Raw genomic sequence first — 23,262 nt, 5'->3', positions numbered from 1 at the left:
ACGGCCAGTTGGCCGGTTTGGGGGGATGATGCCCGAGACGATGTTACTGGCCCAGATGCTGGGCCTTTTGCTTGTAATCGGGGCGCTGGCCGGTGTTTTGGCCGGATTGCTGGGTGTCGGCGGCGGCATCGTTTTGGTGCCAGCGTTTTTCTATGCGTTCCAAACACTTGGATATGGTGGCCCGCAATTGATGCAGTTGTGTCTTGCGACCTCACTGGCAACCATCATCGTCACCTCATTGCGATCCGTCTTGGCGCACAACAAGAAAGGCGCGGTAGACTGGGATATTTTGCGCGGTTGGGGGCCGGGAATTGCAGTTGGTGCAATTGTCGGCGTGCTGGTCGCCTCGGCGCTACGAACCGAAGCCTTGCAAGCCTTGTTCGGAGTGTTGGGCATGGTCATCGGCGCTTATCTGGGCTTGGGCAAATCGGAATGGCGGCTTGGTGATGTGATGCCAAAAGGCGTGAAGCGGGCCGTTTTGTCACCTTCAGTCGGGTTCCTTTCAGTTCTGATGGGCATTGGCGGCGGTAGCTTTGGCGTGCCGCTGATGAGTCTGTTCAACACGCCCATCCACAGGGCGGTTGCAACGGCGGCCGGGTTTGGCGTGATCATCGCCGTGCCTTCAGTTCTGGGCTTTCTATTCTTGGACATAGCGCCTGAACACCGCCCGCCGTTCACAATTGGCGCTGTCAATTTGATAGCATTTGCAATTGTCGTGACCATGACCATGATCACCGCGCCGTGGGGTGTGAAACTGGCGCATGCGATGGACCCCAAACCATTGAAGCGCGTGTTCGCGGTGTTTCTGACGCTGGTCGCCTTGAACATGCTTCGCAAGGCGTTGGGGCTATGACCGATTTTTGGGACAAGGGCTGGATCAGGTTTCCACACGATCCGACACTTGCCCAATGGGTTGAACACGCTTTGCCGCAAGCCCGCGCCTCGGTCACGGATCCAACCTTTGCGGAATGGCTGGATTGCGAAGGCACGTGGTTCATCGGCGTGGATGCGCTGGATAACGATCCAGAGGGCAGGGTGGGGCAATCAGACCTTTTGTCAGGTCAGGCGATAGACTTTATCGCCGAACATTACGGGCGGTTGCCACTGCACAAGGGGCAGGTCTCGGTCGTTTATCCCGGTTATCCCCGCCCACGTCGTGGCGAAAACGATGCCGCCAGCAGATACCGGCGGAACCGTGACGCGGCGCATGTAGACGGTTTGCGTCCCATGGGGCCGGATCGCCGACGACGGGTGGATGAGCCACACGCATGGATCCTTGGCATTCCGTTAACGGATGCAAGTGCGGATGCCGCGTCGATGGTTCTGTGGGAAGGCAGCCACAAGATTCTGGGGGCAGCCTTTCAGCGTGCCATGGAAGGCCAGCCCAAGGACAGTCTGCACCAGATCGACATCACCGATGTCTATCAGACCGCCCGTCGTGAGGTGTTTGAAACCTGCCCCCGTATTGAGCTGCCTGCAAAGCCGGGTGAAGCCTACCTGCTGCATCGCCACTGTTTGCACGGCGTCGCGCCTTGGGCCGAGGGGGCGACCGCCGGGCCGGATGGACGGATGATCGCCTATTTTCGTCCGGAATGCGCGGGGGGAGTAGCCGAGTGGATCGAATCCCCGTAACCTGTTGCCATTATTCAGGTTTGGAGGTTTTCGATGATTACGGTTCATACGCATTCTGAAGGGGCCCAGATTGAGGTCGAGCTGTCCGGCGAAGTGACAAGCAAAGATTACAGCGAGACATTGGTCCCCGCGATCGAAGCGGCGCTAGAGGCTCATGATGCGGTGCGTCTGTTGGCGATCGTGCAGCCAGAGTTCAAAGGTTATGATCTTGGGGCCGCGTGGTCCGATACCAAGCTGGGTCTCAGCCACTGGCGCGGGTTTGACCGTATCGCAGTTGCGGCTGATCAGGGCTGGGTGCAGACCAGCATCCGTCTGGCCGCGCCGATTCTGCCATGCCCCGTTCAGGTGTTTGAACTTTCGGAACTTGAGGCCGCGCGCCGTTGGATGCGCGAGTCGCTGGGGGCCATTCATGTGACCGATCTGGGGGGACCCTGCGTGCAGATCAGCCTGATGGGCAAACTGGATCCCGAAGAGTACCAGCAGGCAGAGCGTGATCTGGATACCTTGCTAAGCTCAAAGAACGGGTTCCGTCTGTTGATTGACCTGCGCGAGTTTGACGGCTGGCAGGGGCTGACCGCACTGGCCGCGCATTTCCGTCTGGCCCGAGGGCATGTGGGAATGCTGGATCGCGCCGCCATAATCGGGGACAAAGCGTGGCAACATATGGCGCAGCGTGTCGCCAGTCACGTTCTGGGTGCCCGCACGCAGTTCTTTCCTTCTGAGGATTTCGAAAACGCAAAATCCTGGCTTGCAGCCGGGTAAGGCGGCGGCCGGCAGAGCGAAAGATTTCGCCGAGCTTTACCATTACGTAAGGTTAAATTTTCGGCTGTTTATTTTTTCTTGATCAGTCGGTCAAAAAAAGATTAAACGTGTTTTAGTCTTCCGTATGACCACTTCGGAAGAACTTAAATGCTGAAGAGCGCCGCTGTGGGTTGCCACTCACTTACGCATGTCGTCGAACTTGATCCCCCCTCGGAGTTCAGACCGACCCGCAGCGGCGCGAATTCAGCCAAAAAGCCAGAAGTGGATATCAGGATTTGTTCATTCGCGCAGCCCGCCCACCGCGCCGTTTGGCAAGTCGGGGTTTGCGTGCAGGCAGATCTTCCATGATTTCGGCACGCTCAACGCTGTCCATTTTCGACCAGCGCGTGATCTCATCAATTGTGCGATAACAACCGGTACAGATGCGCTCGGTCGGGTGCACGACGCATATCTGGATGCAAGGGCTCTCGACCTCGTTCCTTTTCCAGACCATGTTTGTCATCGGTACACCCCGTTGCCCTTAAAGAAAGCGCAGCCTGTCCAGCGCTCCTTGTAGAATATAGCCTGCCGCAACGTGATCGATAACCTGTCCGCGACGTTTTCGTGACGTATCCGCCTCAAGAAGTGCTTTTTCCGCCGCGACTGTGCTTAGCCGTTCGTCCCAGAAGCTGATTGAAACCTCGGTCAGACGTGACAGATTTCGGGCAAAAGCGCGGGTCGATTGGCACCGGGGGCCTTCGGTGCCGTCCATGTTTTTGGGCAGGCCGAGTACGACACCACCAATCTCTCGGTCCGCGATGATGTCCAGCAATCGGGCCGAATCCAGGGTGAATTTCTTGCGTCGCACGGTCTCAAGCGGGCTGGCCACGCCGCGCATCCGGTCGGACACGGCCACGCCGATGGTCTTTTCGCCCAGATCCAACCCCATCAGGGCAGTCATAGGGGATAATGCGGCGGCGAAGTCTTCGAATTCGTCATATATCATTGCGCGATACCTGCCTGAAGTGCGGCAGCGTCGATGATCTCCAGCGCGTCGGCGTTTCCGGCAAAGACCGCCATGGCTTCGTTCCTGATGTCGATGGCGCGCTGTCCTTCGCCCAGAACGCCCAGTGCCGCGATCAGACGAGCCCAATCCTCGGGCGCTCCTCCTTCGGTGGCCAACCGGTCGGAGAGCTGATTAACCATGCCTCGGATCATCTCTTGTCGTTCTTCCGGGGTCAGCGCAGCGGCGGCCACGACGTCATCCTGGCTTGGGCCGGGTCCTGCGGGGGCCGAAACCTCGGGCGCGTTGAACACCCCTGCGCGAAAGGCCAGCTCATCCAGTTGGGCCAGAATTGCGTCGACCCATGGCGCGCCGGCCGGTGCGTTGCGCAATGCGTCGGTCCAGATGCGATACCCGATGTCGGGGCGTCCGACCTGCACCATCATCTGGCCAAGGTAATACAGCGCCGGGCCATGTCGCGGATCGCGTTTTAACGCTTCGCGCAATGCAGCTTCGGCTTCGGGGGATACATATCCACCCGCCGACAAGATCATCATTTCGGCCAGATGCGAATAAGCGTCTGCAGGGACAGCGTCGCCAGACAATTCGATCACGCGCTGCTGGGCCTTGTAAGCGGCCGGAAAGTTGCCTGCGTTCGCTTCGTGTTGCGCCAAAAGAACATGGCCTTGCAGGTCATCGGGACGCGCTTCGACGGTTTCACGCAACTGCTCCAAAAGCGTTGCATAGCTTTCTTCCAGCTGCGGCAGGGGGGCTGGTGTTGTGGTGGCTTCGAATTCAGCTTGGCTGGGGCGTTCCGCGCGCAAGGTTTCCGCTCGATCAATGCGCAGCGACAGAGGTTGATCCGGCAGCCCCGCCGCACCCATCCGGTCGTACATCCAGGCCGCACCGCCGACCAGGATAAGACCCACGGCTGCGATAGCGGTGACCGAAGCCCAAAGTGGCGGTCCCGGTCGAGTCGACTGTGCCTGTATCTGTGCGTCTGCGGCCAGAATACGGCGTGAAATCTCGGTGCGTACACGCTCGGCATCTGCTTCCCCGATGACACCTCGGGCGAGATCCTTGTCCACGCCCGCCAATTGTTCGCGATAAACACGCAGGTCATAGGCCGCTGCGGGTTCGCGTGTGTCGCGCGCGCGCAGGATAGAATAGCCCAGGAACACTGCAGTCACGGCAGCTGTTAGGATGATCAGGACCCAGAACGACATGGCTTCTCCGAAGTGGCTGCCCTGACTTAGACCTCTCGGCGGGCCGACAAAAGGGACAAATGGCCGCTGGCAGACTTCGTGTCGCAATAATGGGGCCTATGTCGCAATAGTGCGATATTACGGCGTTGAACGGCAGGGGCGCGCTGGCGTTACGCGGCATATCTTCGCGCAATCACCGAACCGGATGGATTCGCCTATGAAACACTATTCAGCCTTTGCTGTAGCGCGCGAAGCGCTGCGCTATCACACCGGATGGGAACGCGCCTGGCGTTCGCCCGAACCCAAGAAGAAATACGACGTGATCATCGTTGGTGCGGGCGGTCATGGTCTGGCCACAGCATATTATCTGGGTAAGAACTACGGCATCCAGAATGTCGCCGTGATCGAAAAAGGCTGGCTGGGCGGTGGTAACACCGGTCGGAACACGACTATCATCCGCTCAAACTATCTGCAGGACCCTTCGGCAGCGATCTACGAAAAAGCGCGTAGCCTGTACGAGGATCTGAGCCAGGAACTGAACTATAACATCATGTTCAGCCCCCGTGGCGTCATGATGCTGGCCCAGACTCAGCACGAAATTCGCGGCTATCAGCGCACGGCACATGCCAACGCTTTGCAAGGTGTGCAGACCGAGTGGATCACCCCTGAGCGCGTTAAGGAGCTGGTACCGATTATCAACATCGACGGCCCGCGCTATCCGGTTCTGGGCGCATTGTGGCAGGAACGCGGGGGCACCGCTCGTCACGACGCCGTGGCTTGGGGATATGCGCGCGCCTGTTCCGCAATGGGCATGGACATCATCCAGCAATGCGAGGTCAAAGGCGTCAGGTCTGAGAATGGCCGCGTTGTCGGTGTCGATACGACCAAGGGTTCGATTGACTGTGACAAGCTAGGTATGGTGGTTGCGGGCCATTCCGGTCAGCTGGCCGAGATGGCGGGCTTCCGTTTGCCGCTTGAGGCGATTGCCCTGCAGGCGCTGGTGTCCGAGCCGATCAAACCCTGCATGGACGTGGTGGTGATGGCCAACACCGTGCATGGTTACATGTCACAGTCCGACAAGGGTGAGATGGTGATTGGCGGCGGCACTGATGCCTTCAACAACTACACCCAGCGCGGCAGCTTCCATCATATCGAGGAAACCGTTCGGGCACTGGTCGAAACTTTCCCGATGATCTCGCGCCTGAAGATGCTGCGCCAGTGGGGCGGGATTGTGGACATGACCGGCGACCGGTCTCCGATCCTGTCAAAAACGCCTTTGGGCGGTTGCTTTATCAACTGTGGCTGGGGCACGGGTGGCTTCAAGTCGATTCCCGGATCTGGATGGGGCATGGCGCAGCTGATGGCCACAGGTCACTCTCCGCTGACCGAAGCCTTTACGCTGGACCGCTTCAAAGAGGGCCGCTTCATCGACGAAAGCGTCGCCGCCGGGGTGGCGCACTAACACCCTGGCCCGAAGGTGCCACCTAATAGAATTCTGGTTGGCCACATTGCCAGCCGACCGCCAAAAGGATGACCATATGCTGATCCTGAACTGCCCGTATTGCGGCGTCGACGCCGAAGAATCTGAACTGTCCGCCGGAGGTGAGGCGCACCTGAAACGCTTCGGTCCCGGCTCGTCGGATGGCGAATTCCACGACTACCTGTTCATGCGTGAAAATCCCAAAGGCGTTCATTTCGAACGCTGGCGCCACAGCAACGGCTGCGGCAAGTGGTTCCACGCCGCTCGCTGCACACAAACGCTCGAAGTGTTCGGAACCTATTCCGCCCAGACCACCGAGCCGCCGAAAGAACTCAAGGACGCGATCACTGCAAAGCGCCCTGGCTGGACGTGGAGAGACTACGAATGATCCACGCTGCCATCCCTAATTCCGCCTGCGAAAGGTCAGCAACATGAGCACCCGTCTCGCAAAACAAGGCCGGCTGATTGACCGGTCGAAACAGGTCACCTTCACCTTCAACGGCACCTCGATGCAGGGGTACGAGGGCGACACGCTCGCCTCGGCCCTGTTGGCCAACGATCAGATGATGATGGGCCGGTCGTTCAAATACCACCGGCCGCGCGGTGTTGTCGCCAGCGGTGCAGAAGAGCCGAACGCCTTGGTTGGCCTGGGTCAGGGCAACCGGTTCGAGCCGAACCAGCGCGCCACAACGACCGAGCTGTTCAATGGTCTGACCTCAATTTCACAGAACCACTGGCCGAACCTGGAATTCGACATCGGTGCCGTGAACACAGCGCTGGCGCGGTTCCTGCCGGCGGGCTTCTACTACAAGACGTTCATCCACCCCAAGCCATTCTGGAAACACGTCTACGAGCCGATCATCCGGCGGTCGGCTGGTCTGGGCAAAGCACCCGGCAAGGACAACCGCGACGCAGATACCTATGAGCACTTCTACGCCTTCACCGACGTTCTGGTGATCGGTGGCGGTGTTGCCGGGTTGCAGGCGGCCATGGCTGCGGCCGAGACCGGTGCCAAGGTTCTGCTGATCGAGCAAACCGCGCATTGGGGTGGGCGTGCTCCGGTCGATGGCGGGACCATCAATGATGAGCCTGTGGATAAGTTCGTGGAACAAATGGTTTCCAAACTGGAAGCAATGGACAACGTTATCATGCGCAACCGCTGCATGGGCGCGGGCGTCTATGACCATGGTTATGTGCTGGGGTATGAGCGTCTGAACGACCATAAACCGGGCACACAAGGTCCACGCCATCGCCTGTGGCGTATCCGGGCCAAGCAGGTCGTCACTGCGACAGGTGCAATCGAACGTCCGCTGTCATTTGCGGGCAATGATGTGCCGGGCGTCATGCTGGCCGCGGCCATGCGCGACTATGTGGTGAATTGGGGCGTAACCCCGGGCGAACGTGTGATCGTTGCGACCAACAATGACGACGCATATCGCACAGCGATCATCCTCAAGCAGGCGGGTGTCGATGTTCTGCGTGTTATTGATGCGCGCGCTGCGGCCGGACCGCTGGCCGAAGAGGCGCGACAGCTTGGCATCCGGGTCGACCCCGGCAAAGCCATTGCCAAAGTCAAAGGCGGCAAGCGCGTTAAAAAGGTCGAAATCTGCAATCAGGAAGGTATCGGTGGCGCTCGCGAAGAAGTTGAGTGCGACGCGGTTGCCATGTCTGGCGGTTGGTCCCCGGTTGTTCATATGTGGTCGCATTGCGGCGGCAAGCTGATTTGGGACGAGGCACACGCGCATTTCCGCCCTGATCCGGCGCGGCCACCACTGGGCGCGAACGGCGAGGGATTTGTTGTGGCTGCTGGTGCGTCTAATGGCCCTCTGGCGTTAGGCGATGTTCTGACGGACGCGCACGCTGCGGGCAAAGCGGCCGCCAAAGCAGCTGGCTTCAAGCCAAAGAACACCAAAGCTCCGGCTGTTGAGGCCACGCAAGAGGCCGCTATGCAAGCGGTCTGGCTGATGCCCGCCAACGCCGAAGTGCAGTTACGCATGAAATCCTGGCTGGACTTCCAGAACGACGTCAAAGTCTCTGACGTGCAACTGGCCGCGCGCGAGGGCTATGAAAGCGTCGAGCATACTAAGCGATACACTACACTGGGCATGGCGACGGATCAGGGTAAGTTAAGCAATATCAATGGGTTGGCGATTCTTGCTGATGCACTGGAATCAGAAATTCCGAAGGTAGGAACCACCACGTTCCGCCCGCCATACACGCCCATTTCGATGGGTGCGATTGGCGGCGAGGCGCGTGGGGATGTGTTCCAGCCGATCCGTCAGACACCGATGCACAACTGGCACGACAAGAACGGCGCGGATTGGGAACCGGTCGGCCACTGGCGCCGGACCTACGCTTATGTACGTCCTGGTGAATCTGTGCACGACGCAGTAAACCGCGAGGTCAAGAACACCCGCGAAAACCTTGGTCTGCTGGACGCGTCGACACTGGGTAAACTGATCGTCAAAGGCCCGGACGCCGGCAAGTTCCTCGACATGATGTACACCAACATGATGTCCACGCTGAAGGTCGGCAAATGCCGCTATGGCCTGATGTGCTCGGAAAACGGTTTTCTGATCGACGACGGTGTTGTTGCTCGCATCGACGAGGACACTTGGCTGTGCCACACAACCACCGGCGGAGCCGAACGCATCCATGCCCATATGGAAGAATGGCTGCAGACCGAGTGGTGGGACTGGAAAGTCTACGTTGCCAACGTGACCGAGCAATACGCGCAGGTCGCGGTGGTTGGCCCCAACGCCCGCAAGGTGTTGGAAGAATTGGGCGGTATGGATGTTTCGAAAGAAGCGCTGCCCTTCATGGAATGGCGTGATGGCAAGATCGGTGAGTTTGACTGCCGCGCTTACCGCATCTCGTTCTCTGGCGAGTTGTCTTATGAGATTGCGGTTCCCGCATCGCAGGGTCAGGCGTTCTGGGATGCCCTGATGGCGGCTGGCAAAGAATTCGGCGTCATGCCATACGGCACTGAATGTCTGCACATCCTGCGGGCCGAGAAGGGCTTTATCATGATCGGGGACGAGACCGACGGCACCGTGATCCCGCAGGATCTGGGGCTGCACTGGGCGCTCTCGAAGAAGAAAGAGGACTACCTCGGAAAACGCGCCCATTCGCGCAGCCACATGGCCGATCCGGACCGCTGGAAACTGGTTGGTCTTGAGACTGTGGATGGTTCGGTCATCCCTGACGGAGCTTACGCAGTCGGCGAGGGCGTCAACGCCAACGGGCAGCGCAATATGATCGGACGGGTGACCTCAACCTATTACTCGGCCAATCTGGGCAAGGGCATCGCAATGGGTCTGATCAAGCACGGTCCCGACCGCATGGGCGAGATCGTCGAGTTCCCGGGTACCGATGGCAAAACCTACAAAGCTAAGATCGTTGACCCGATCTTCTTCGATAAGGACGGGGAGAAGCAGAATGTCTGAACCCATCAGCGCACTGAACCACGCAAGCTATGATGGCATCGCCAAGGTCCGGGAATGTGGCCTGCAGGGTATGATTACTTTGCGCGGCGACCTGTCCGACAAGGTGTTGGCCAAGGCCGTCAAGGACGCAACGGGTCAGAAGATGCCCGGTCAGCGCGAAGCCTTGGTCGACGGTGAGTCCGGCGTTTGCTGGATGTCCACCGATGAATTGTTGGTGCTTGTTCCTTACGCCGAGGTTGAGGCCAAACTGGCGGCCTTGACCAACGCGCTGAGCGGTACACACGCGCTGGCCGTCAACGTCTCGGACGCCCGCGCCGTGTTCAGTATCTCGGGCAGCAATGCGCGTGAGGTGCTGGGCAAACTTGCCCCAGTCGAGCTGTCGGCTGAGGCATTTCAACCAGGTCAGATCCGCCGCTCGCGCTTGGCGCAGGTGGCAGGGGCGTTCTGGATGGATGACGCTGAAACTTTTCGCGTTGTCTGTTTCCGGTCGGCCGCAGACTACGTGTTCAAGCTGCTTAAAGTTGCGGCGCAGCCGGGCAGCGAAGTTGGGGTTTACTGAACCGAATTGAACTGAAAAGCCCCGGCTATGCCGGGGCTTTCTTTACCCGGTGAATACGCTGCAAACTCCGGATCCATATGGTTTGTTGGCAGCGCTTGTATGCGCAAAACTGGCGCGAACTTTGACAGTGTTTTTTGCCGAATTAAGATTTGCCTGATATTTCATGCGCAGATTTTGTCCTTCGCTTGACCGGAGGGTGACGTTCCAAAACATGCGATATTCGCCACTTTTTTTCACTTTGAGTTGGGCGCTGGTCCAATCGTGATGACCGCTGACAACTTTGGCCTCACGCGTGTCAGTATCTACTTGAAAATAATACTCGGGTGCGATCCAGCCATGGCCGTCCGGCTTCGTGGTTTCGCATTTGTATTCGACGGTGCCAGCTAAAACTGATTGCGCGGAAACGATCATCGCAGCAATCGCCGTAAGCGAAGCTTTCATTTTTGTTATCCTTCAAACTATTCCGTGGGTTCACTTCAACAAGCTCACGCTTGGGTTGCAAGTGTGGAAACACCTACTTCGACAGGGCTAATGGCCGCATTACTAGCCAGTAAACAAAACCGTACGGTACCGTGTCATTTCCGTTGGGCTGAGCGCTTTCTGAACATCCAGCGGGCGTCCGGTTTCGTCAGTAATTTCAGGATAAAAGGAGAGACTGCTCAGCAGGTCTGAGGTCCGCTGATGTCTGTCCTCTTCGGGCAAAAGCGGTGAGTGGAGTGAGAGGTACAGAGTAGGTCGCGTCCGTTTCAACCAGGGCAGGATCGTTGGCAGCACAAAAAACTCAGCCCCCTCAATATCCATCTTGACCAGAGAAACGCCCGACAGGTCATTCGCCGCCTCGAATTGGTCCCATGCGATCGTCAAGGCGTCATTGCCATGTGTTCCGTCGTGCAAAAGTGAGCTGGTGGAATCGCCCGGCTCGCCGCGCACCGACGCCATGCGGGCCACTCCGAACTGGTCCGACAACGCCACGCCAAAGGCCGAAACGTTGCGGATGTCGTTCAGGTCGAGGTTCCAGGCCAGATGCCGAAAGGCCGTTGGGTCCGGTTCGAAACACCAAACGTGCCGCGCCTTGCGGGCACCGTACAGGACTGTGGGACCAATCCATGCGCCGATGTCCAGATAATCCCGATCTGCCGACAGATACTTGTCGAGCACGGCGAAGGTTTCAGGCTCCCACTTGCCATCGGATGCCTTGCGCCAAAATTTCGAATGATAAGGGTCCAGACGAAACGGCTCGCCATTCAGCTGACCCGCATAGTATCCGCGGGCGCGGTAAAACATCTTGCGCGCCTGTGTAAGCATCGCCTGCCTCCGGGTTTTCTTGTCTCGGCTCTTGACCTGCGGCGGCTGCCAAAGCATTTAACCTTGGGAACCGCAACTTACATTTTTAACAGGGGGCCGATATGGCTTTTGAACTTCCTGATCTTCCTTATGCACATGACGCGCTGGCAGCCAAGGGTATGTCCGCGGAAACACTGGAATATCACCACGACCTGCACCACAAGGCCTATGTCGACAACGGCAACAAGCTGATCGCCGGCACCGAGTGGGACGGCAAGTCGCTGGAAGAGATCATCGTTGGCACCTACGACGCAAACGCCGTCGCGCAAAACGGCATCTTCAACAACATCAGCCAGCTGTGGAACCACAACCAGTTCTGGGAAATGATGGGACCCGGCGGTAACGCAATGCCCGGTGACCTGGAAAAAGCCCTGACAGAGAGCTTTGGCTCGGTTGACGAGTTCAAGTCGCAGTTCAGCGCGGCTGGTGCCGGTCAGTTCGGTTCGGGCTGGGCGTGGCTGGTCAAAAACGCAGACGGCTCGCTGGCCGTGACCAAGACCGAAAACGGCGTGAACCCGCTGTGCTTTGGTCAGACAGCACTGCTGGGCTGTGACGTTTGGGAGCACAGCTACTACATCGATTTCCGTAACAAGCGTCCGGCTTACCTGTCGAACTTCCTCGACAATCTGGTGAACTGGGAAAACGTTGCATCGCGGATGTGATTGTTGACCCGATAAGGGTTTATCAAGGGCCTGCTGGCGGTGACGTCGGCAGGTCTTTTTTATTTAGATGGGTGTTTCTGAAGGTGATGCGGCGTTTTGCAATCGGCGTCGAATGGCAGCAGTGAGCCCAATGTTTCGAATGCTGTGACTGGTATTGGCGTCTGCTGTGTGCGGTAAAGCGGACTTAAAAAAGTTGATCGAACAAACCAAAGTAGAGCTATACCTAAACCAACATGTTTGCGTTCCAGTTGCCGCGTTGCCGCCCCTCGATTAACGAAAAATATCGGTAACTAGTGAATGCGTACGGCCCCCCCAGTTATTTACCAAGTGTTAATCTTCTAAAAGTTCCCGAATATTGGCATCTAGCTGCGCAGTGAAACCTTTGTCATTGCCTGGGTTGGCAGCGCAATGGCCCCAAGGGGAATTGTAAGGGCGGAAGACGGCGCGAGGTATGTGGTGGGCCTCAATTTCGTTGTCCTCGGGAGGGAAATATAGATCCTGAGTACAAGGCATCAGAATGGCACGAGCCTTGATGGCACCTAGCGCCAGTTCAAAATCTTCATTGTAAAGCGGCCCGGCTGAGATGTCGCCTGCCTGCCAAGTGGCAAGCTTTGCCAGTAAGTTGTTGGCATCCCAGCCCTGCACATGGTCCTGCTCCCAATCCTGCATCAGTTCTTCAATGGATTGAAATCCCAGCTGCCGATATAGCCCCTCGCGATAGAAGGTCTGAGAGAAGGCCCAGCCTGCGTAAACCCGGCCAAAGGCGCTAAGCCCAGCCTCGGGTGGGCTGTCATAATTACCGCCGTTCCAATTCTGATCCGCACAAAGGGCGGCCTTGACCCCTTCGAGGAAGACAAAATTATGCGGTGAGGTCTTGGCCGAGGCGCAGAAAGGCAGGATCGCTTGGACCATGTCCGGGTATTGCGCCGCCCACTGGTAGGATTGGCAGCCCGCCATTGACCAGCCAGCGACTAGGGCGATTTTCTCGATCCCCAGGTGATCATGGATCAACCGATGCTGGGCAGCGATGTTGTCCCACATCTGCACCAGCGGAAATCGCGGGCCGTCCTGCGGCGTAGGCGTGTTCGATGGCGACGATGAGCGACCATTACCGAACAGGTTCGGACTGACGATAAAATGGCGGCTTGGATCAATCGCGCGACCCGGGCCAAAGAACCCCTCGTTACGGGAATTTGTGCCGGTATAAAAGGTGGGCAGAACGATGACATTGTCACGGGCGGCCGACATTGTTCCGTAGGTCTGATAGGCAAGCTTGGCATCCTTCAATACCTCGCCCGACAAAAGCGGAAAGTCGCCCAGCTCGTAAATCTCAAAATCCGGCACCACCTGATCCTTTCCTGTTTTAGTAGAGCCGCAGATATTCCTGCACTTCCCAATCGGTGACCGATTGGTGATACCGCTCCCACTCATCGTTTTTGTATTCGAGATAAGAACTACGCATCACCGGGCCCATCACATGTTCCGCCATGGCATCGCCACGCAAAGCCTCAATCGCGTTATAGAGCGTTCGCGGCAATCGGCGGATTCCGAGCTTGGCAAGTTCAGCTTCGGTCTTAGAATAGAGATCAAAATCCGTTGGTTCGCCCGGGTCGGTCTTTTCTTTGATGCCCTTAACACTACAGCTCAGATGCATCGCCATTGCCAGATAGACATTCATGGTCATGTCGCAGGCACGGTTTTCGATGCAGTGGCGGCTCTGTGGCAGGCGGAACTGGGCCGAGCGATTGTTGAAGCCATATGTGATATTGGTCGGAGCCCAGGTGACTGTGCCGCCTTCAAAACCGCCAACGCGCGGCACCAACCCGTTATAGGAATTCACTGTCGGACAGGTGATTGCGGTGATGGCTTCGGCGTGCTGCATCAATCCGCCCACGGCCCAGCGGCTCTCGTCGCTCCAGTTGCCATCGGGTGTCTCAAAAATGTTTTCGCCGGGGCGACTTTCATGCTGCATCGACATGTTGATATGCGCCCCGGACCGCCAGTCCCCCACAGTTGGTTTGGGCATGAAGGTCACAAACAGCCCATGCTGCTTGGCCACCTCTTTCAACGTGATGCGCAGAAAAGCCAACCGGTCGGACATTTCCAGCAGGTTGGTGTAGTGGAAATCAAGTTCAAACTGGGAATACGCCCCCTCGGCCACCACGTCATGCAGGTTCCAGCCTAATCCTTCGATGATGTCGATCAGGGTTTTTAGGAATGGCATCGAGTCGATGGAATACTCAACATCATAGCCAAATGCCTGACGACGCGGACGAAGCCCATCTGCAGGGTCATCGTCAAATGCCTTTACCGGCTGCCCGGCGTCGTCGTATTTCATCACGATAAACTCGGGTTCTACCCCTGCGTAACCAGTGTACCCTTCCAGCGCGGCCTCGTGCATGGCGCGTTTCAGGGCCTGACGCGGACAAACGTTGTAAGGAGCGTCTTCCCAGTAGAGATCCGAGAAGATGATCGCCATCGATGTGTCCCATGGACAGACGTAGACGGCATCGAGATCCGGCACCACCACCTGATCGCTGTCGGCGGGGCTTAGCTCGGGCACGTACGAAATCGAATGCACCGCGAATTGCGGGCCTTTTCCAAGGCATAGCGGTTCAAAATCACTCATCGGTACGGGTTTGGTTTTTGGAATACCGTGCAGGTCAATCCAGGCGGCCATCACGTATTTGACGCCAGCCTCCTCCAGACGTTGCCGTACCTCTGCGATACGCGGGCGGTTACGCTCGACAGCGTCATGGAAAGTCTCGTAGTAGATGCGGGTGCTGGCATTGTCCTTGGGCATTCGGCGTCCTCCCATCGAATGGCAATCAGATTTGGTTCACCGAGGGTGACCCCTCAGTGTTGGTGCTGGTTTCGGTTGTTCTGTCGCTCAGCGAAAAGGTGTTCAGCCGGGGACAAAATCGTCGGGGTCGATGCCCGGAACCTGCGTGATCCCGGCAAGCTGTTTCCAGTTGTGAGGGTAGGCGGCATAGAAGATCACGCATTTGCCGTCCGACTCGTAGGAAATGTGGTTGTCCTTTGGGACAAACAGCACATCACCACGATTGCAAACATAACTTTTGCCATCGCAAACCAGTCGGAATGTACCCTCAAGGCAATAAATGATCTCGTCGCAGGTCAGATCCCACGGCACCTTGATGTTGTTCAGGACGTTGATACCGCCGCACATGGACTTGCTGAATTCGCTGGTCACCATCGGTTTGATGTAAGTGTCGCTGTCGCCCATCGAGTCGTAGCGGTTTTGAACCAGATCGAATTTGAAAAGTTGAGGTGTGTCACCCATTTGGTCAGCCTTCCTGTGCCAGGTGTTTCAGTATGGATTCGTTCAATTCGACCTTGTAACCGTCGGGGTCCTCGCAAAAGGCGATGACCCTTGTGCCGTTTTTCATTGGCCCCGGTGGGCGGGTGATGTTTACGCCCGCCGCAGCCAGCTGTTCGCACGCGGCATAAACATCTGGCGTTTCGATGCAGATGTGACCCCAGCCGTCGCCTTTGTCATAAGGCGTGCCCTGATCCCAATTGGCGGTCAGCTCCAGCGTGGGAAACTCGGCCTCGGGCCCATAGCCGATAAAGGTATTGGTGAATTTGCCTTCGGGGTAGTCCGTGCGCCGCTGCACTTCCATACCCAGAATTCCGCAATAGAAATCCAGTGACTTCTCCATGTCGGTGACCCGCATCATCGTATGGGCCAGACGAAACCCTTTGGATATGGACTTGTTCATCGTTATTGTTCCTTCTTGCTTAGGCACCAGCTACGTCGCGCTCGATCAGATCCTGGAAGGCGCGCACGCTGTCCTCCCAGGCGGGCGACAACAGGCCTCCATCCTCGGCGACTGGGGACTTGCGGCCCTCAAACATGCGTTCAACCATCTCGTGATCTTCCTTGTGGACATCCCACCAAAGGTTTCTGAGGGCTTGTATTTCCTCGGCGCTCAGCTCCTGACCTTCTGTCGTGTAAAGTGCTCGGTACTGGCGCATTTTTCCGGGGCCGATGGGTACGTTCAGATAGACGCCCAGTTGATCCGGAAAATAGCGGCCCAGAATGAAATTGGGGTACAGGGTCAGATAGCGAGAGCTGACGCCCAGACTGCCGGATGTGCCCAACTCTTCGTTCAGATCCACCGCGCTGCCGATGCAGGTGCCATCGGTGATGGTATAGTGGTTCTCCAACGGCTGATCAGTGGTTGAGGCATGGACAAACTGAACGTGGTAGGGCTCGATAAAGTTCTCCATGATCAGCTTCCAGTTGGTGCCAATCTCACCAAAGTCGAGCAGGCCAATTGGTTCCACTCTGGTGAAGTCCATCCCCTCCAGTCGGCTGATCAAAGGCGCGGCATAGTCTTCGAAATCCGGCGCATTCCCGTCCAGATTGACGAAGATCCAGTCATGCCAGACATGGGTGCGAACGGGCTTGAGGCGATGATTTTTGATGTCAAAGCCGTCGAACTCCTGCTTGCCGGTTCCGGCAAAATGAGGTGCAGCGCGCAGGCGGCCATCCAGGTCATAAGCCCAAGCGTGATAGGGGCAGCGGATCAGCTTGCCGACGTTCTTGGGCTTGTCGACCAATGTCATGCACCGGTGCAGGCAAACGTTGTGAAAAACCTGGATGTCGCCATCACGACCGCGCACCGCCAACAGTGGCAAGTTTGCGCATGTGACCGGATGAGCGTCGCCGGGGTTTGCCATCTGATGCGCAAACCCGATGAATACCCAGTTCTTGGCCAGGACCGTCTGGCATTCCCGCTGCCAGAACTCTTCGCTACGATACGCCCCGGCGGTCAACCCGTGCTGAGGCCCTCCAACGGCCTGGGCTCTATCCTCGGCAATTGTCATTTGTCCTCCCTTCGACACTGCCACCTGTACCCGTCGGTCCAACGACAGGCGCATGGTTTTTCCGTTTCTCGCGGTCTTCCTACTTGCCGACTTTGTCCCGCCGCGCCGGGGCTTGAGGTTTCGACTGCGAATATCGCATTTTTCGTCTAGCGATATTTCGATTTCCGCGACTAATTGGGATTTTGGGGCAAGAATCGGAAATGATCTGGTCAAAAAACGGCATGATGGTACGAATTTCGAATAACGAGGTCGTGTGGATTGCGAGAGCCGCAATTCCAACGGGATTTTACAGAAAATTTGGCAATAGGTCCGCGTCACCGTCCTTGGAAACTGCGGTGTCGAGGGCAAAGGATGTCGTTTTCTGCACTTCCTGCCACAGAATTCTCAGGGGAGAATTGCGGATTTCGATGTCCTCACCTAGTCTCAGCTACGAATGCAGCAATCGAGCATCAGGTATATGGCAGTCAAAAAGCAATCAAACGTGCGCGCCACCGCACAGAGCATTAGGTCCCCAAAGGATGACTTGAACCAACAGATCATCCGGCTGTTGCAGCAAGATGGCCGGATGGCCTTTTCGGAGATTGCGCAGCAGTTGAACGTGTCCGAAGGAACCATCCGCAACAGGGTGAGCGGTCTGCGAGACAATAACATGTTGCGGATCGTCGCGATGTCGGATCCCGTGGCCACAGAGTACACAACCGACGCGATGATTGGGTTGAATGTGGCTGTTGGCGTGACCCCACGCCAGGTGGCGGAGCGGCTTGAAAAGAACCCTCGGGTTGTTTTCATTCTGTGGGTCGCGGGTCGATATGACCTTATCATTGAATTGGTCAGCGACGATGATGACGCATTGAAGGAATTTCTGGAGCGTGAAATCCACGCAAATGACGATATCGCCAATGCCGACGTTATGCCGGGGCTGAAGAACTTCAAGAATCAGTTCCTGCTAAAGCAGCATGTGAGGGAATGATTGGGGAGAAGCCCATCGCTGAAGCCAATAGGGCGAAAGGATTTTGACAGAGTTTTTGCGGAGATATTATGCGCCGGTCTTAATGTCGCCTCCGACAGCAATCAGTCTTCCCAACTGTGCGAAAGATGTTGTCTGACAAGTCGTCGTGAATGCCGGGTTGCTTCAGCAAAATACCGCTTTGCGTTGGCGGACAACCATTGTGCTCAGATAAGCGAACAGCGGGTTTGTCCGCAAAGCTGACTTTAGTCGAAAAGCCATTCGACAGTGTCGACGTGACCCTGCAACTCTGCCGCAGGAGAAAACCTGCCTATACGTCAACTTTCGAATTGAGACCTATTGTACGCCGTCCCGAAATACCTAGCTAAAGTATGCGGAGGGAGAGAGCCGCAAACCACTAAGAAAACGGTCAGGCAACGCGCCGAATGACTTCGGTGCGTCTCGGGTAAGCTTTGCCTGACGCATGAGGGATGGCCAAAAAACGCCATTACAGGAGAATACAATGGTCGAACTTGCACAGGGAACATGGGTTGTCATTGCCGACGGGGAAAAGGCGCTGTTCATGGAGAATATCACCGACGCTGAAGATCCCAATCTGGTTGTCGTATCCGTAGAAGAAAGCGATGGACCAAGGACCAAGCCTTCGGACCGAGCCGGTCGTCGTTTTGACACGGCGCCACACCAGAAATCGGCCGTGGAAGAGAGCAAATGGAAAACCCACGCGAAGTCCCTATTCGTGCAGGATGTCGCCAACTTGTTGAACCGCAAGGGATTAAAAGGGGCCTATAAACGTTTGGTCCTGGTGGCCAGCCCGCATGTTCTCGGGCTGCTGCGTCGGCGGTTGCACAGCGAAGTGCTGGGAAAAGTGGTTGCCGAGGTTGATAAAACCCTGACCAATCACCCGCTGCACAAGGTTGAGCAAGTGTTGCGACAGCGCCTTGCCCCTGCGACTTGAATTCGGTGAAATTAAACGGGCGGTTCTGACCGCCCGTTTTGCCAGCCGCGTTAGTTCAGAACTTTCCTGAGAACTGACATTGCGGCGTTGGGGCCGTCGACCCATGTGATGAAGTCTGACAGAGACGTATCGGCAAAGCCTTGGCCGATGACCTGTTGCAACAACTCGTGCAGCGTATCCCAATACCCATCCACATTCATGACTAGAATGGGCTTGTCGTGCAGGCCCAACTGACGCCAAGTGAGCGCCTCGAACAACTCGTCCAGCGACCCGGGACCGCCTGGCAGGACAATGACCGCATCGGCGTTCATGATCATGACCTTTTTGCGTTCGTGCATAGTCTCGGTGACCACGAAACGGGTCAAATCCGTTTTACCGACTTCACGTTGCAAAAGATGCACGGGGATGACGCCGAACGTGTCACCACCGGCGGCTTGCGCGGCACGTGCAACCTCGCCCATCAGTCCGACATCTCCGGCACCGTAGACCAGTCGCCAACCTTCTTCGGCCAAAAGGGTTCCAAAGTGCTGCGCCGCGTCGGAATAGGCCGGATTCGCGCCATTTCGTGACCCGCAATACACACAGACAGATTTCCGAGACATGGGATGGCTTCTCCGGGCTTGTATATGGTGTTTTGACCCGTGATAGCGGGATTGATAGATTGGCTCAACCGTCAGGCAGAATGTGTTATACTCAAAGCACTTGCGCTGCGGAGTGAAGGGAAAAGAATGAATTCCAATTCGGGAAGCGAAAGTTCCGGAACTTTCACCTGGGGGGTGATTGCCGGCGTCGTTGCATTGGTGGGAGCCGGTGGGTTGTACCTGTCCGGTATCTTTGGTGCTGGTCCTCAGGACGCTGTGCCGCAACAAGACACCGCAGTCCAGACCACGGAAGCGGCCAGTACGAATTCCACCGCCTCTGAGGATCAGAGCACGGCAAATCAGGAACAGGAAGCCATTGATCAGTCTGATGACACTTCTGCACCAGCGACTGACACAGCCGAGGTCGAGCCGGTTGCCGCACCACCGACTCTGGACCAGATTTTCGTAGAACCTGACGGAAATACTGTTCTTTCGGGCAACGCAGAACCGGGTGCGGACGTTCGTGTTTTGCTGGATGGTGAGCAGGTACACAGCTTTACCGTCGACGACTCCGGTCAGTTTGCCGAGTTTCTGTCGATCCCATTCTCAGATGATGCACGCGGGTTAACGCTGGAAACTGCGGGTGAGGATCAACCTGTCCGTTCGGACGATTATTTGATTGCAGCTTTACCTGAACCGGAACCGGCAATTGAGCAGATAGCTGCCTTGGAAACAGGTGACGCCGCCAGTGATCAAACTGCAGGGGCGCAAGACACATCGACGCCTGCGTCGACCGATGAAACATCGACAACCGGTGATGTCGAAACGGCGGAGGCAGTTGCAGATCAACCAGAGGATCAACCCCAGGAAACTGCACAACAAGCCGCTGAAGAAAGCAATGAAAGTCAACAAGTTGCTATTTTGCGTTCAGGTGAAGACGGGGTTGAACTGGTTCAATCTCCAACAGCCGAACCCGATACTTCGGATGAGGTGGCGTTGGACACGATTGGATATTCTGACGTTGGCGACGTTGAATTGACAGGCCGGGTGCCGGACGGGTCTGCGGTGCGGCTGTATCTGGACAACCAGCTTGTCGCCGATCTGCCGCTGGTTGATGATGGTAAATGGCGCAGCGAGTTGGAAGGGATTGACCCTGGGATCTACACCCTGCGTGTGGATGAAATCGCCACGGATGGCACCGTGGTCAGTCGCCTTGAAACGCCGTTCAAGCGCGAACCACTGGAAGCTCTGCGCGCGGCAGAGGGTGGCGACCAGCCCGAGGGCGAAACAGATACCCCCCCGATCCGCGCGGTCACTGTGCAGGAAGGCGACACGCTTTGGGCCATATCGCGTGATCGGTTCGGCGATGGTATCCTTTACGTGAAATTGTTCGAGGCTAACCGCGACGCGATCCGCGATCCTGATTTGATATATCCCGGTCAGATATTCACCATCCCGGAATGAACTATTGCTGCTGGCCCTTGGTGGGCCAGCGGTCTATCTCTGACCGCAGATCAGGTACGTGATGAGACGAGCAGCGCCAATGACCTCAGCCGATACGCCCACGCCCGACGACCGCCGCTCAGGCTGGCGCACGATCCGGAAGGTTGCGCCTTATATGTGGCCCGAGGACGAGCCTTGGGTAAAACGTCGCGTCGTTCTGGCCATGGGCATGCTGGTGCTGGCCAAGCTGATCGCTGTCTATACCCCCATCCTTTACAAGGGCGCTGTCGATGGGCTGGCAGGTGAGGGTGTTCCGCCACTGGCCTTGGGCGCTGTTGGTCTGACCGTGGCCTATGGTGTCGCACGCATGATGACAGTTGGTTTCCAGCAGTTACGCGATGCGGCCTTTGCCCCTGTAGGGCAGCGGGCCTTGCGCGCACTGGCGTTGGAGACCTTCCAGCACATCCACCAACTGTCCATGCGTTACCACGTGACGCGCCGCACCGGGGGGCTGAGCCGGATCATCGAGCGTGGTGTGAAAGGCGTGGAATTCCTGCTGCGCTTTTTGCTGTTTTCCATCGGTCCATTGATCCTGGAATTGTTGCTGGTCGCGATCATTCTGATGTGGCTGTTCGACGTCTGGTATCTGGTTGTCGTTGCTGTCACCATCGCGCTGTACATCTGGTTCACCTTTGCGGTGACCGAATGGCGCGTGAAGTTGCGCCGCGAGATGAACGATCAGGATACCGAGGCCAACCAACGCGCGATCGACAGCCTGCTGAATTTCGAAACCGTCAAGTATTTCAATGCTGAATCGCGCGAGGCGGCTCGGTACGACGTGTCGATGAAGGCCTATGCCGGGGCTGCGCTTAAAACGGCGTATTCGCTGGCCTTCCTGAATTTTGGTCAGTCCCTTCTGATCACTTGCGGGCTGATCGGCGTGATGGTTCTGGCGGCCATGGGGGTGCAGCAGGGTACGCTGACCGTCGGCGATTTCGTCATGGTCAACGCCTATATGATCCAGATCACAGTGCCGCTGAACTTTCTGGGCACCGTCTACCGGGAAATCCGCCAATCGCTGGTGGATATGGGGCAGATGTTCGACCTGTTGGAACAACCGACCGAGGTGCAGGACAAACCCGGCGCGCCAGATCTGGTGGTCAGTGGTGGTGAGGTGACATTGGACAATGTGCGCTTTGGCTATGATGCGGACCGCGAGATCCTCAAAGGTGTGTCGCTGACGGTACCTGCTGGTCAGACTGTTGCAATTGTCGGTGCCACAGGTTCGGGTAAGTCAACGATAGGCCGCTTGCTGTTCCGGTTCTACGATGTCACCGGGGGCGCGTTGAAGATCGACGGGCAGGACGTGCGCGATGTGACCCTGAACAGCCTGCACTCAGCCATCGGTGTCGTGCCGCAGGACACGGTGCTGTTTAATGATACGATCCGGTACAACATCGCTTATGGCCGGGACGGGGCCACTCAGGATGAGGTCGAAGCCGCAGCCAAAGCGGCACAGATCCACGACTTCATCGTGACGTTGCCCGAAGGTTATGACACCAAGGTAGGCGAACGGGGGCTGAAGCTGTCGGGTGGTGAGAAACAACGGGTGGGCATTGCGCGTACCCTTCTGAAGAACCCGCCGATCCTGCTGTTGGATGAGGCGACCTCGGCGCTGGACACAGATACCGAGCAGGACATCAAGGATGCCTTGGCGCGGGCAGGCGAAGGACGAACCGTGCTGACGATCGCGCACCGCCTTAGCACGATTGCCGAGGCGGACCGCATTGTCGTTCTGGAACGCGGAGAAATCCTTGAACAAGGCACCCATGACCAGCTTTTGCAGCGCGCGGGCCGTTACGCGCAGCTCTGGAGTCGCCAGCAAGCGGACGCGGCCTGATCCGGTCATGAGGGTAATTCCTGAGGCCGGGCAGAACAGCCCTGCAAAAATGCGTTCATTCCCGCAGGTTTAATTTGACGTTCATTTTCCTTGGTGACAAATCACCTAAAGTCACGGTGCCAGGTTCTTTGGCCGGACCTTAATCAAAGGAATATCTAATGAAAATGCGTGCAGCAGCAGCCTTGGCCGCAACTGTTCTTATGGCGACTTCGGCATTTGCCGAGGATCTTGAATTTCTGGTTGTGAATGACTCCAGCGCGGATCTGGTCGAGTTCAATGTCTCGCCTGCGTCTTCCGGCAGCTGGGAGGGGAACCTGCTGAGCGGTGGCTATGTCGCGCCCGATTATGAATTCGATGTTGTCATCGCGGATGGTCTGACCACATGTGTCTACGATATTCGGGGGGCGTTCGACGATGGTTCGTTGGCTGAAGACTTCGGTCTGAACCTGTGTGATTTGGGTGAATATGTATTCACCGACTAGGTCTTAGA

Annotated in this window: 24 protein-coding genes; 13 read left to right on the top strand and 11 right to left on the bottom strand. The window is 57.1% G+C overall.

Features of this window, described 5'->3' with window-relative positions:
• The first annotated feature begins 28 nt into the window (after positions 1-28).
• The 3 genes from AC2FJE_RS13000 to AC2FJE_RS12990 are packed head-to-tail and all read left to right on the top strand — an operon-like array spanning position 29 to position 2,394.
• Complete coding sequence (locus AC2FJE_RS13000) at positions 29-853, top strand: sulfite exporter TauE/SafE family protein (RefSeq protein ID WP_109311481.1); 825 nt, start codon at positions 29-31, stop codon at positions 851-853.
• Positions 850-1,632, top strand: coding sequence for a hypothetical protein (locus AC2FJE_RS12995; RefSeq protein ID WP_496754514.1), 783 nt, complete (start codon positions 850-852; stop codon positions 1,630-1,632). The genes AC2FJE_RS13000 and AC2FJE_RS12995 overlap by 4 nt, the downstream gene beginning before the upstream one ends.
• 33 nt (positions 1,633-1,665) lie before the next feature.
• On the top strand, positions 1,666-2,394 hold the full coding sequence (locus AC2FJE_RS12990; protein ID WP_058274069.1) for a SpoIIAA family protein: 729 nt from the start codon (positions 1,666-1,668) through the stop codon (positions 2,392-2,394).
• A gap of 268 nt (positions 2,395-2,662) precedes the next feature.
• On the opposite strand, the gene AC2FJE_RS12985 is transcribed toward AC2FJE_RS12990, so the two are convergent.
• Genes AC2FJE_RS12985 through ccmI form a run of 3 tightly spaced genes read right to left on the bottom strand, consistent with a single transcriptional unit; the run spans position 2,663 to position 4,602 of the window.
• A complete protein-coding gene (locus AC2FJE_RS12985; protein WP_058274068.1) occupies positions 2,663-2,896 on the bottom strand; it encodes a DUF1289 domain-containing protein in 234 nt (77 codons plus the stop codon).
• Between the two features lie 18 nt (positions 2,897-2,914).
• Positions 2,915-3,379: a Holliday junction resolvase RuvX gene (gene ruvX, locus AC2FJE_RS12980; RefSeq protein ID WP_058278324.1), complete on the bottom strand. Its 465-nt coding sequence runs from the start codon at positions 3,377-3,379 to the stop codon at positions 2,915-2,917.
• Positions 3,376-4,602 (bottom strand): c-type cytochrome biogenesis protein CcmI, encoded by a 1,227-nt coding sequence (ccmI, locus tag AC2FJE_RS12975; RefSeq protein ID WP_496754512.1) that lies wholly within the window; start codon positions 4,600-4,602, stop codon positions 3,376-3,378. Before ccmI ends, ruvX begins: the two co-directional genes overlap by 4 nt.
• A gap of 196 nt (positions 4,603-4,798) precedes the next feature.
• Between ccmI and AC2FJE_RS12970 the strand changes: the two genes are divergently transcribed.
• From AC2FJE_RS12970 to AC2FJE_RS12955, 4 genes are all read left to right on the top strand, one after another.
• Positions 4,799-6,043, top strand: coding sequence for a sarcosine oxidase subunit beta family protein (locus AC2FJE_RS12970; RefSeq protein ID WP_108860433.1), 1,245 nt, complete (start codon positions 4,799-4,801; stop codon positions 6,041-6,043).
• A gap of 76 nt (positions 6,044-6,119) precedes the next feature.
• Entirely contained in the window at positions 6,120-6,449 is a 330-nt protein-coding gene (locus AC2FJE_RS12965; protein WP_282151554.1) for a sarcosine oxidase subunit delta, read from the top strand.
• A 43-nt stretch (positions 6,450-6,492) separates the two neighbouring features.
• Positions 6,493-9,507 carry a sarcosine oxidase subunit alpha family protein gene (locus AC2FJE_RS12960; protein ID WP_496761011.1) on the top strand — a complete coding sequence of 1,005 codons (3,015 nt, stop codon included), beginning with the start codon at positions 6,493-6,495 and terminating at the stop codon, positions 9,505-9,507.
• Complete coding sequence (locus AC2FJE_RS12955) at positions 9,500-10,066, top strand: sarcosine oxidase subunit gamma (protein WP_496754508.1); 567 nt, start codon at positions 9,500-9,502, stop codon at positions 10,064-10,066. Before AC2FJE_RS12960 ends, AC2FJE_RS12955 begins: the two co-directional genes overlap by 8 nt.
• 42 nt (positions 10,067-10,108) lie before the next feature.
• Here the strand turns inward: AC2FJE_RS12955 and AC2FJE_RS12950 are convergent, their stop codons facing one another.
• The gene (locus AC2FJE_RS12950) at positions 10,109-10,507 is read right to left on the bottom strand and encodes a hypothetical protein (protein WP_496761010.1); all 399 of its coding nucleotides are present in this window, start codon (positions 10,505-10,507) and stop codon (positions 10,109-10,111) included.
• A 102-nt stretch (positions 10,508-10,609) separates the two neighbouring features.
• Positions 10,610-11,371: an FkbM family methyltransferase gene (locus AC2FJE_RS12945; RefSeq protein ID WP_496761009.1), complete on the bottom strand. Its 762-nt coding sequence runs from the start codon at positions 11,369-11,371 to the stop codon at positions 10,610-10,612.
• A gap of 101 nt (positions 11,372-11,472) precedes the next feature.
• Between AC2FJE_RS12945 and AC2FJE_RS12940 the strand changes: the two genes are divergently transcribed.
• Complete coding sequence (locus tag AC2FJE_RS12940; protein WP_109311451.1) at positions 11,473-12,072, top strand: superoxide dismutase; 600 nt, start codon at positions 11,473-11,475, stop codon at positions 12,070-12,072.
• A 330-nt stretch (positions 12,073-12,402) separates the two neighbouring features.
• On the opposite strand, the gene AC2FJE_RS12935 is transcribed toward AC2FJE_RS12940, so the two are convergent.
• From AC2FJE_RS12935 to AC2FJE_RS12915, 5 genes are all read right to left on the bottom strand, one after another.
• Positions 12,403-13,416 carry an alpha/beta fold hydrolase gene (locus AC2FJE_RS12935; protein WP_496761008.1) on the bottom strand — a complete coding sequence of 338 codons (1,014 nt, stop codon included), beginning with the start codon at positions 13,414-13,416 and terminating at the stop codon, positions 12,403-12,405.
• 19 nt (positions 13,417-13,435) lie between these two features.
• Positions 13,436-14,875, bottom strand: coding sequence for a glutamine synthetase family protein (locus AC2FJE_RS12930; protein ID WP_282120403.1), 1,440 nt, complete (start codon positions 14,873-14,875; stop codon positions 13,436-13,438).
• Positions 14,876-14,977: 102 nt separating this feature from the next.
• Positions 14,978-15,376, bottom strand: a complete 399-nt coding sequence (locus AC2FJE_RS12925; protein WP_108859955.1) for a cupin domain-containing protein — start codon at positions 15,374-15,376, stop codon at positions 14,978-14,980.
• A gap of 4 nt (positions 15,377-15,380) precedes the next feature.
• On the bottom strand, positions 15,381-15,815 hold the full coding sequence (gloA, locus tag AC2FJE_RS12920) for a lactoylglutathione lyase (protein ID WP_085823161.1): 435 nt from the start codon (positions 15,813-15,815) through the stop codon (positions 15,381-15,383).
• 19 nt (positions 15,816-15,834) lie between these two features.
• Positions 15,835-16,926: an aromatic ring-hydroxylating oxygenase subunit alpha gene (locus AC2FJE_RS12915; protein WP_282169300.1), complete on the bottom strand. Its 1,092-nt coding sequence runs from the start codon at positions 16,924-16,926 to the stop codon at positions 15,835-15,837.
• Between the two features lie 523 nt (positions 16,927-17,449).
• On the opposite strand from AC2FJE_RS12915, the gene AC2FJE_RS12910 reads away from it, so the two are divergent.
• A complete protein-coding gene (locus AC2FJE_RS12910) occupies positions 17,450-17,896 on the top strand; it encodes an Lrp/AsnC family transcriptional regulator (protein WP_496758106.1) in 447 nt (148 codons plus the stop codon).
• Positions 17,897-18,395: 499 nt separating this feature from the next.
• Positions 18,396-18,848: a baeRF12 domain-containing protein gene (locus AC2FJE_RS12905; RefSeq protein WP_108860298.1), complete on the top strand. Its 453-nt coding sequence runs from the start codon at positions 18,396-18,398 to the stop codon at positions 18,846-18,848.
• 50 nt (positions 18,849-18,898) lie between these two features.
• On the opposite strand, the gene AC2FJE_RS12900 is transcribed toward AC2FJE_RS12905, so the two are convergent.
• Positions 18,899-19,450, bottom strand: coding sequence for an LOG family protein (locus AC2FJE_RS12900; RefSeq protein ID WP_496754498.1), 552 nt, complete (start codon positions 19,448-19,450; stop codon positions 18,899-18,901).
• A gap of 126 nt (positions 19,451-19,576) precedes the next feature.
• Between AC2FJE_RS12900 and AC2FJE_RS12895 the strand changes: the two genes are divergently transcribed.
• From AC2FJE_RS12895 to AC2FJE_RS12885, 3 genes are all read left to right on the top strand, one after another.
• Entirely contained in the window at positions 19,577-20,893 is a 1,317-nt protein-coding gene (locus AC2FJE_RS12895) for a LysM peptidoglycan-binding domain-containing protein (RefSeq protein WP_496754496.1), read from the top strand.
• Between the two features lie 79 nt (positions 20,894-20,972).
• Positions 20,973-22,772 carry an ABCB family ABC transporter ATP-binding protein/permease gene (locus tag AC2FJE_RS12890; protein ID WP_282120409.1) on the top strand — a complete coding sequence of 600 codons (1,800 nt, stop codon included), beginning with the start codon at positions 20,973-20,975 and terminating at the stop codon, positions 22,770-22,772.
• A gap of 158 nt (positions 22,773-22,930) precedes the next feature.
• Positions 22,931-23,254 (top strand): hypothetical protein, encoded by a 324-nt coding sequence (locus tag AC2FJE_RS12885; protein ID WP_496761007.1) that lies wholly within the window; start codon positions 22,931-22,933, stop codon positions 23,252-23,254.
• Positions 23,255-23,262 lie beyond the last annotated feature (8 nt).

This window comes from Ruegeria sp. CDSC002 (genome assembly GCF_059610905.1).
The sequence above is the reverse complement of the archived record's forward strand: the minus strand, read 5'-3'. Positions and strand labels throughout refer to the sequence as shown.

Excerpts from the sequence above, each read along its gene's own strand:
- AC2FJE_RS13000 (WP_109311481.1), top strand. The coding sequence starts at position 29 with ATGCCCGAGACGATGTTACTGGCCCAGATGCTGGGCCTTTTGCTTGTA.
- AC2FJE_RS12995 (WP_496754514.1), top strand. The coding sequence starts at position 850 with ATGACCGATTTTTGGGACAAGGGCTGGATCAGGTTTCCACACGATCCG.
- AC2FJE_RS12990 (WP_058274069.1), top strand. The coding sequence starts at position 1,666 with ATGATTACGGTTCATACGCATTCTGAAGGGGCCCAGATTGAGGTCGAG.
- AC2FJE_RS12985 (WP_058274068.1), bottom strand. The coding sequence starts at position 2,896 with ATGACAAACATGGTCTGGAAAAGGAACGAGGTCGAGAGCCCTTGCATC.
- ruvX (WP_058278324.1), bottom strand. The coding sequence starts at position 3,379 with ATGATATATGACGAATTCGAAGACTTCGCCGCCGCATTATCCCCTATG.
- ccmI (WP_496754512.1), bottom strand. The coding sequence starts at position 4,602 with ATGTCGTTCTGGGTCCTGATCATCCTAACAGCTGCCGTGACTGCAGTG.
- AC2FJE_RS12970 (WP_108860433.1), top strand. The coding sequence starts at position 4,799 with ATGAAACACTATTCAGCCTTTGCTGTAGCGCGCGAAGCGCTGCGCTAT.
- AC2FJE_RS12965 (WP_282151554.1), top strand. The coding sequence starts at position 6,120 with ATGCTGATCCTGAACTGCCCGTATTGCGGCGTCGACGCCGAAGAATCT.
- AC2FJE_RS12960 (WP_496761011.1), top strand. The coding sequence starts at position 6,493 with ATGAGCACCCGTCTCGCAAAACAAGGCCGGCTGATTGACCGGTCGAAA.
- AC2FJE_RS12955 (WP_496754508.1), top strand. The coding sequence starts at position 9,500 with ATGTCTGAACCCATCAGCGCACTGAACCACGCAAGCTATGATGGCATC.
- AC2FJE_RS12950 (WP_496761010.1), bottom strand. The coding sequence starts at position 10,507 with ATGAAAGCTTCGCTTACGGCGATTGCTGCGATGATCGTTTCCGCGCAA.
- AC2FJE_RS12945 (WP_496761009.1), bottom strand. The coding sequence starts at position 11,371 with ATGCTTACACAGGCGCGCAAGATGTTTTACCGCGCCCGCGGATACTAT.
- AC2FJE_RS12940 (WP_109311451.1), top strand. The coding sequence starts at position 11,473 with ATGGCTTTTGAACTTCCTGATCTTCCTTATGCACATGACGCGCTGGCA.
- AC2FJE_RS12930 (WP_282120403.1), bottom strand. The coding sequence starts at position 14,875 with ATGCCCAAGGACAATGCCAGCACCCGCATCTACTACGAGACTTTCCAT.
- AC2FJE_RS12925 (WP_108859955.1), bottom strand. The coding sequence starts at position 15,376 with ATGGGTGACACACCTCAACTTTTCAAATTCGATCTGGTTCAAAACCGC.
- gloA (WP_085823161.1), bottom strand. The coding sequence starts at position 15,815 with ATGAACAAGTCCATATCCAAAGGGTTTCGTCTGGCCCATACGATGATG.
- AC2FJE_RS12915 (WP_282169300.1), bottom strand. The coding sequence starts at position 16,926 with ATGACAATTGCCGAGGATAGAGCCCAGGCCGTTGGAGGGCCTCAGCAC.
- AC2FJE_RS12905 (WP_108860298.1), top strand. The coding sequence starts at position 18,396 with ATGGTCGAACTTGCACAGGGAACATGGGTTGTCATTGCCGACGGGGAA.
- AC2FJE_RS12900 (WP_496754498.1), bottom strand. The coding sequence starts at position 19,450 with ATGTCTCGGAAATCTGTCTGTGTGTATTGCGGGTCACGAAATGGCGCG.
- AC2FJE_RS12895 (WP_496754496.1), top strand. The coding sequence starts at position 19,577 with ATGAATTCCAATTCGGGAAGCGAAAGTTCCGGAACTTTCACCTGGGGG.
- AC2FJE_RS12890 (WP_282120409.1), top strand. The coding sequence starts at position 20,973 with ATGACCTCAGCCGATACGCCCACGCCCGACGACCGCCGCTCAGGCTGG.
- AC2FJE_RS12885 (WP_496761007.1), top strand. The coding sequence starts at position 22,931 with ATGAAAATGCGTGCAGCAGCAGCCTTGGCCGCAACTGTTCTTATGGCG.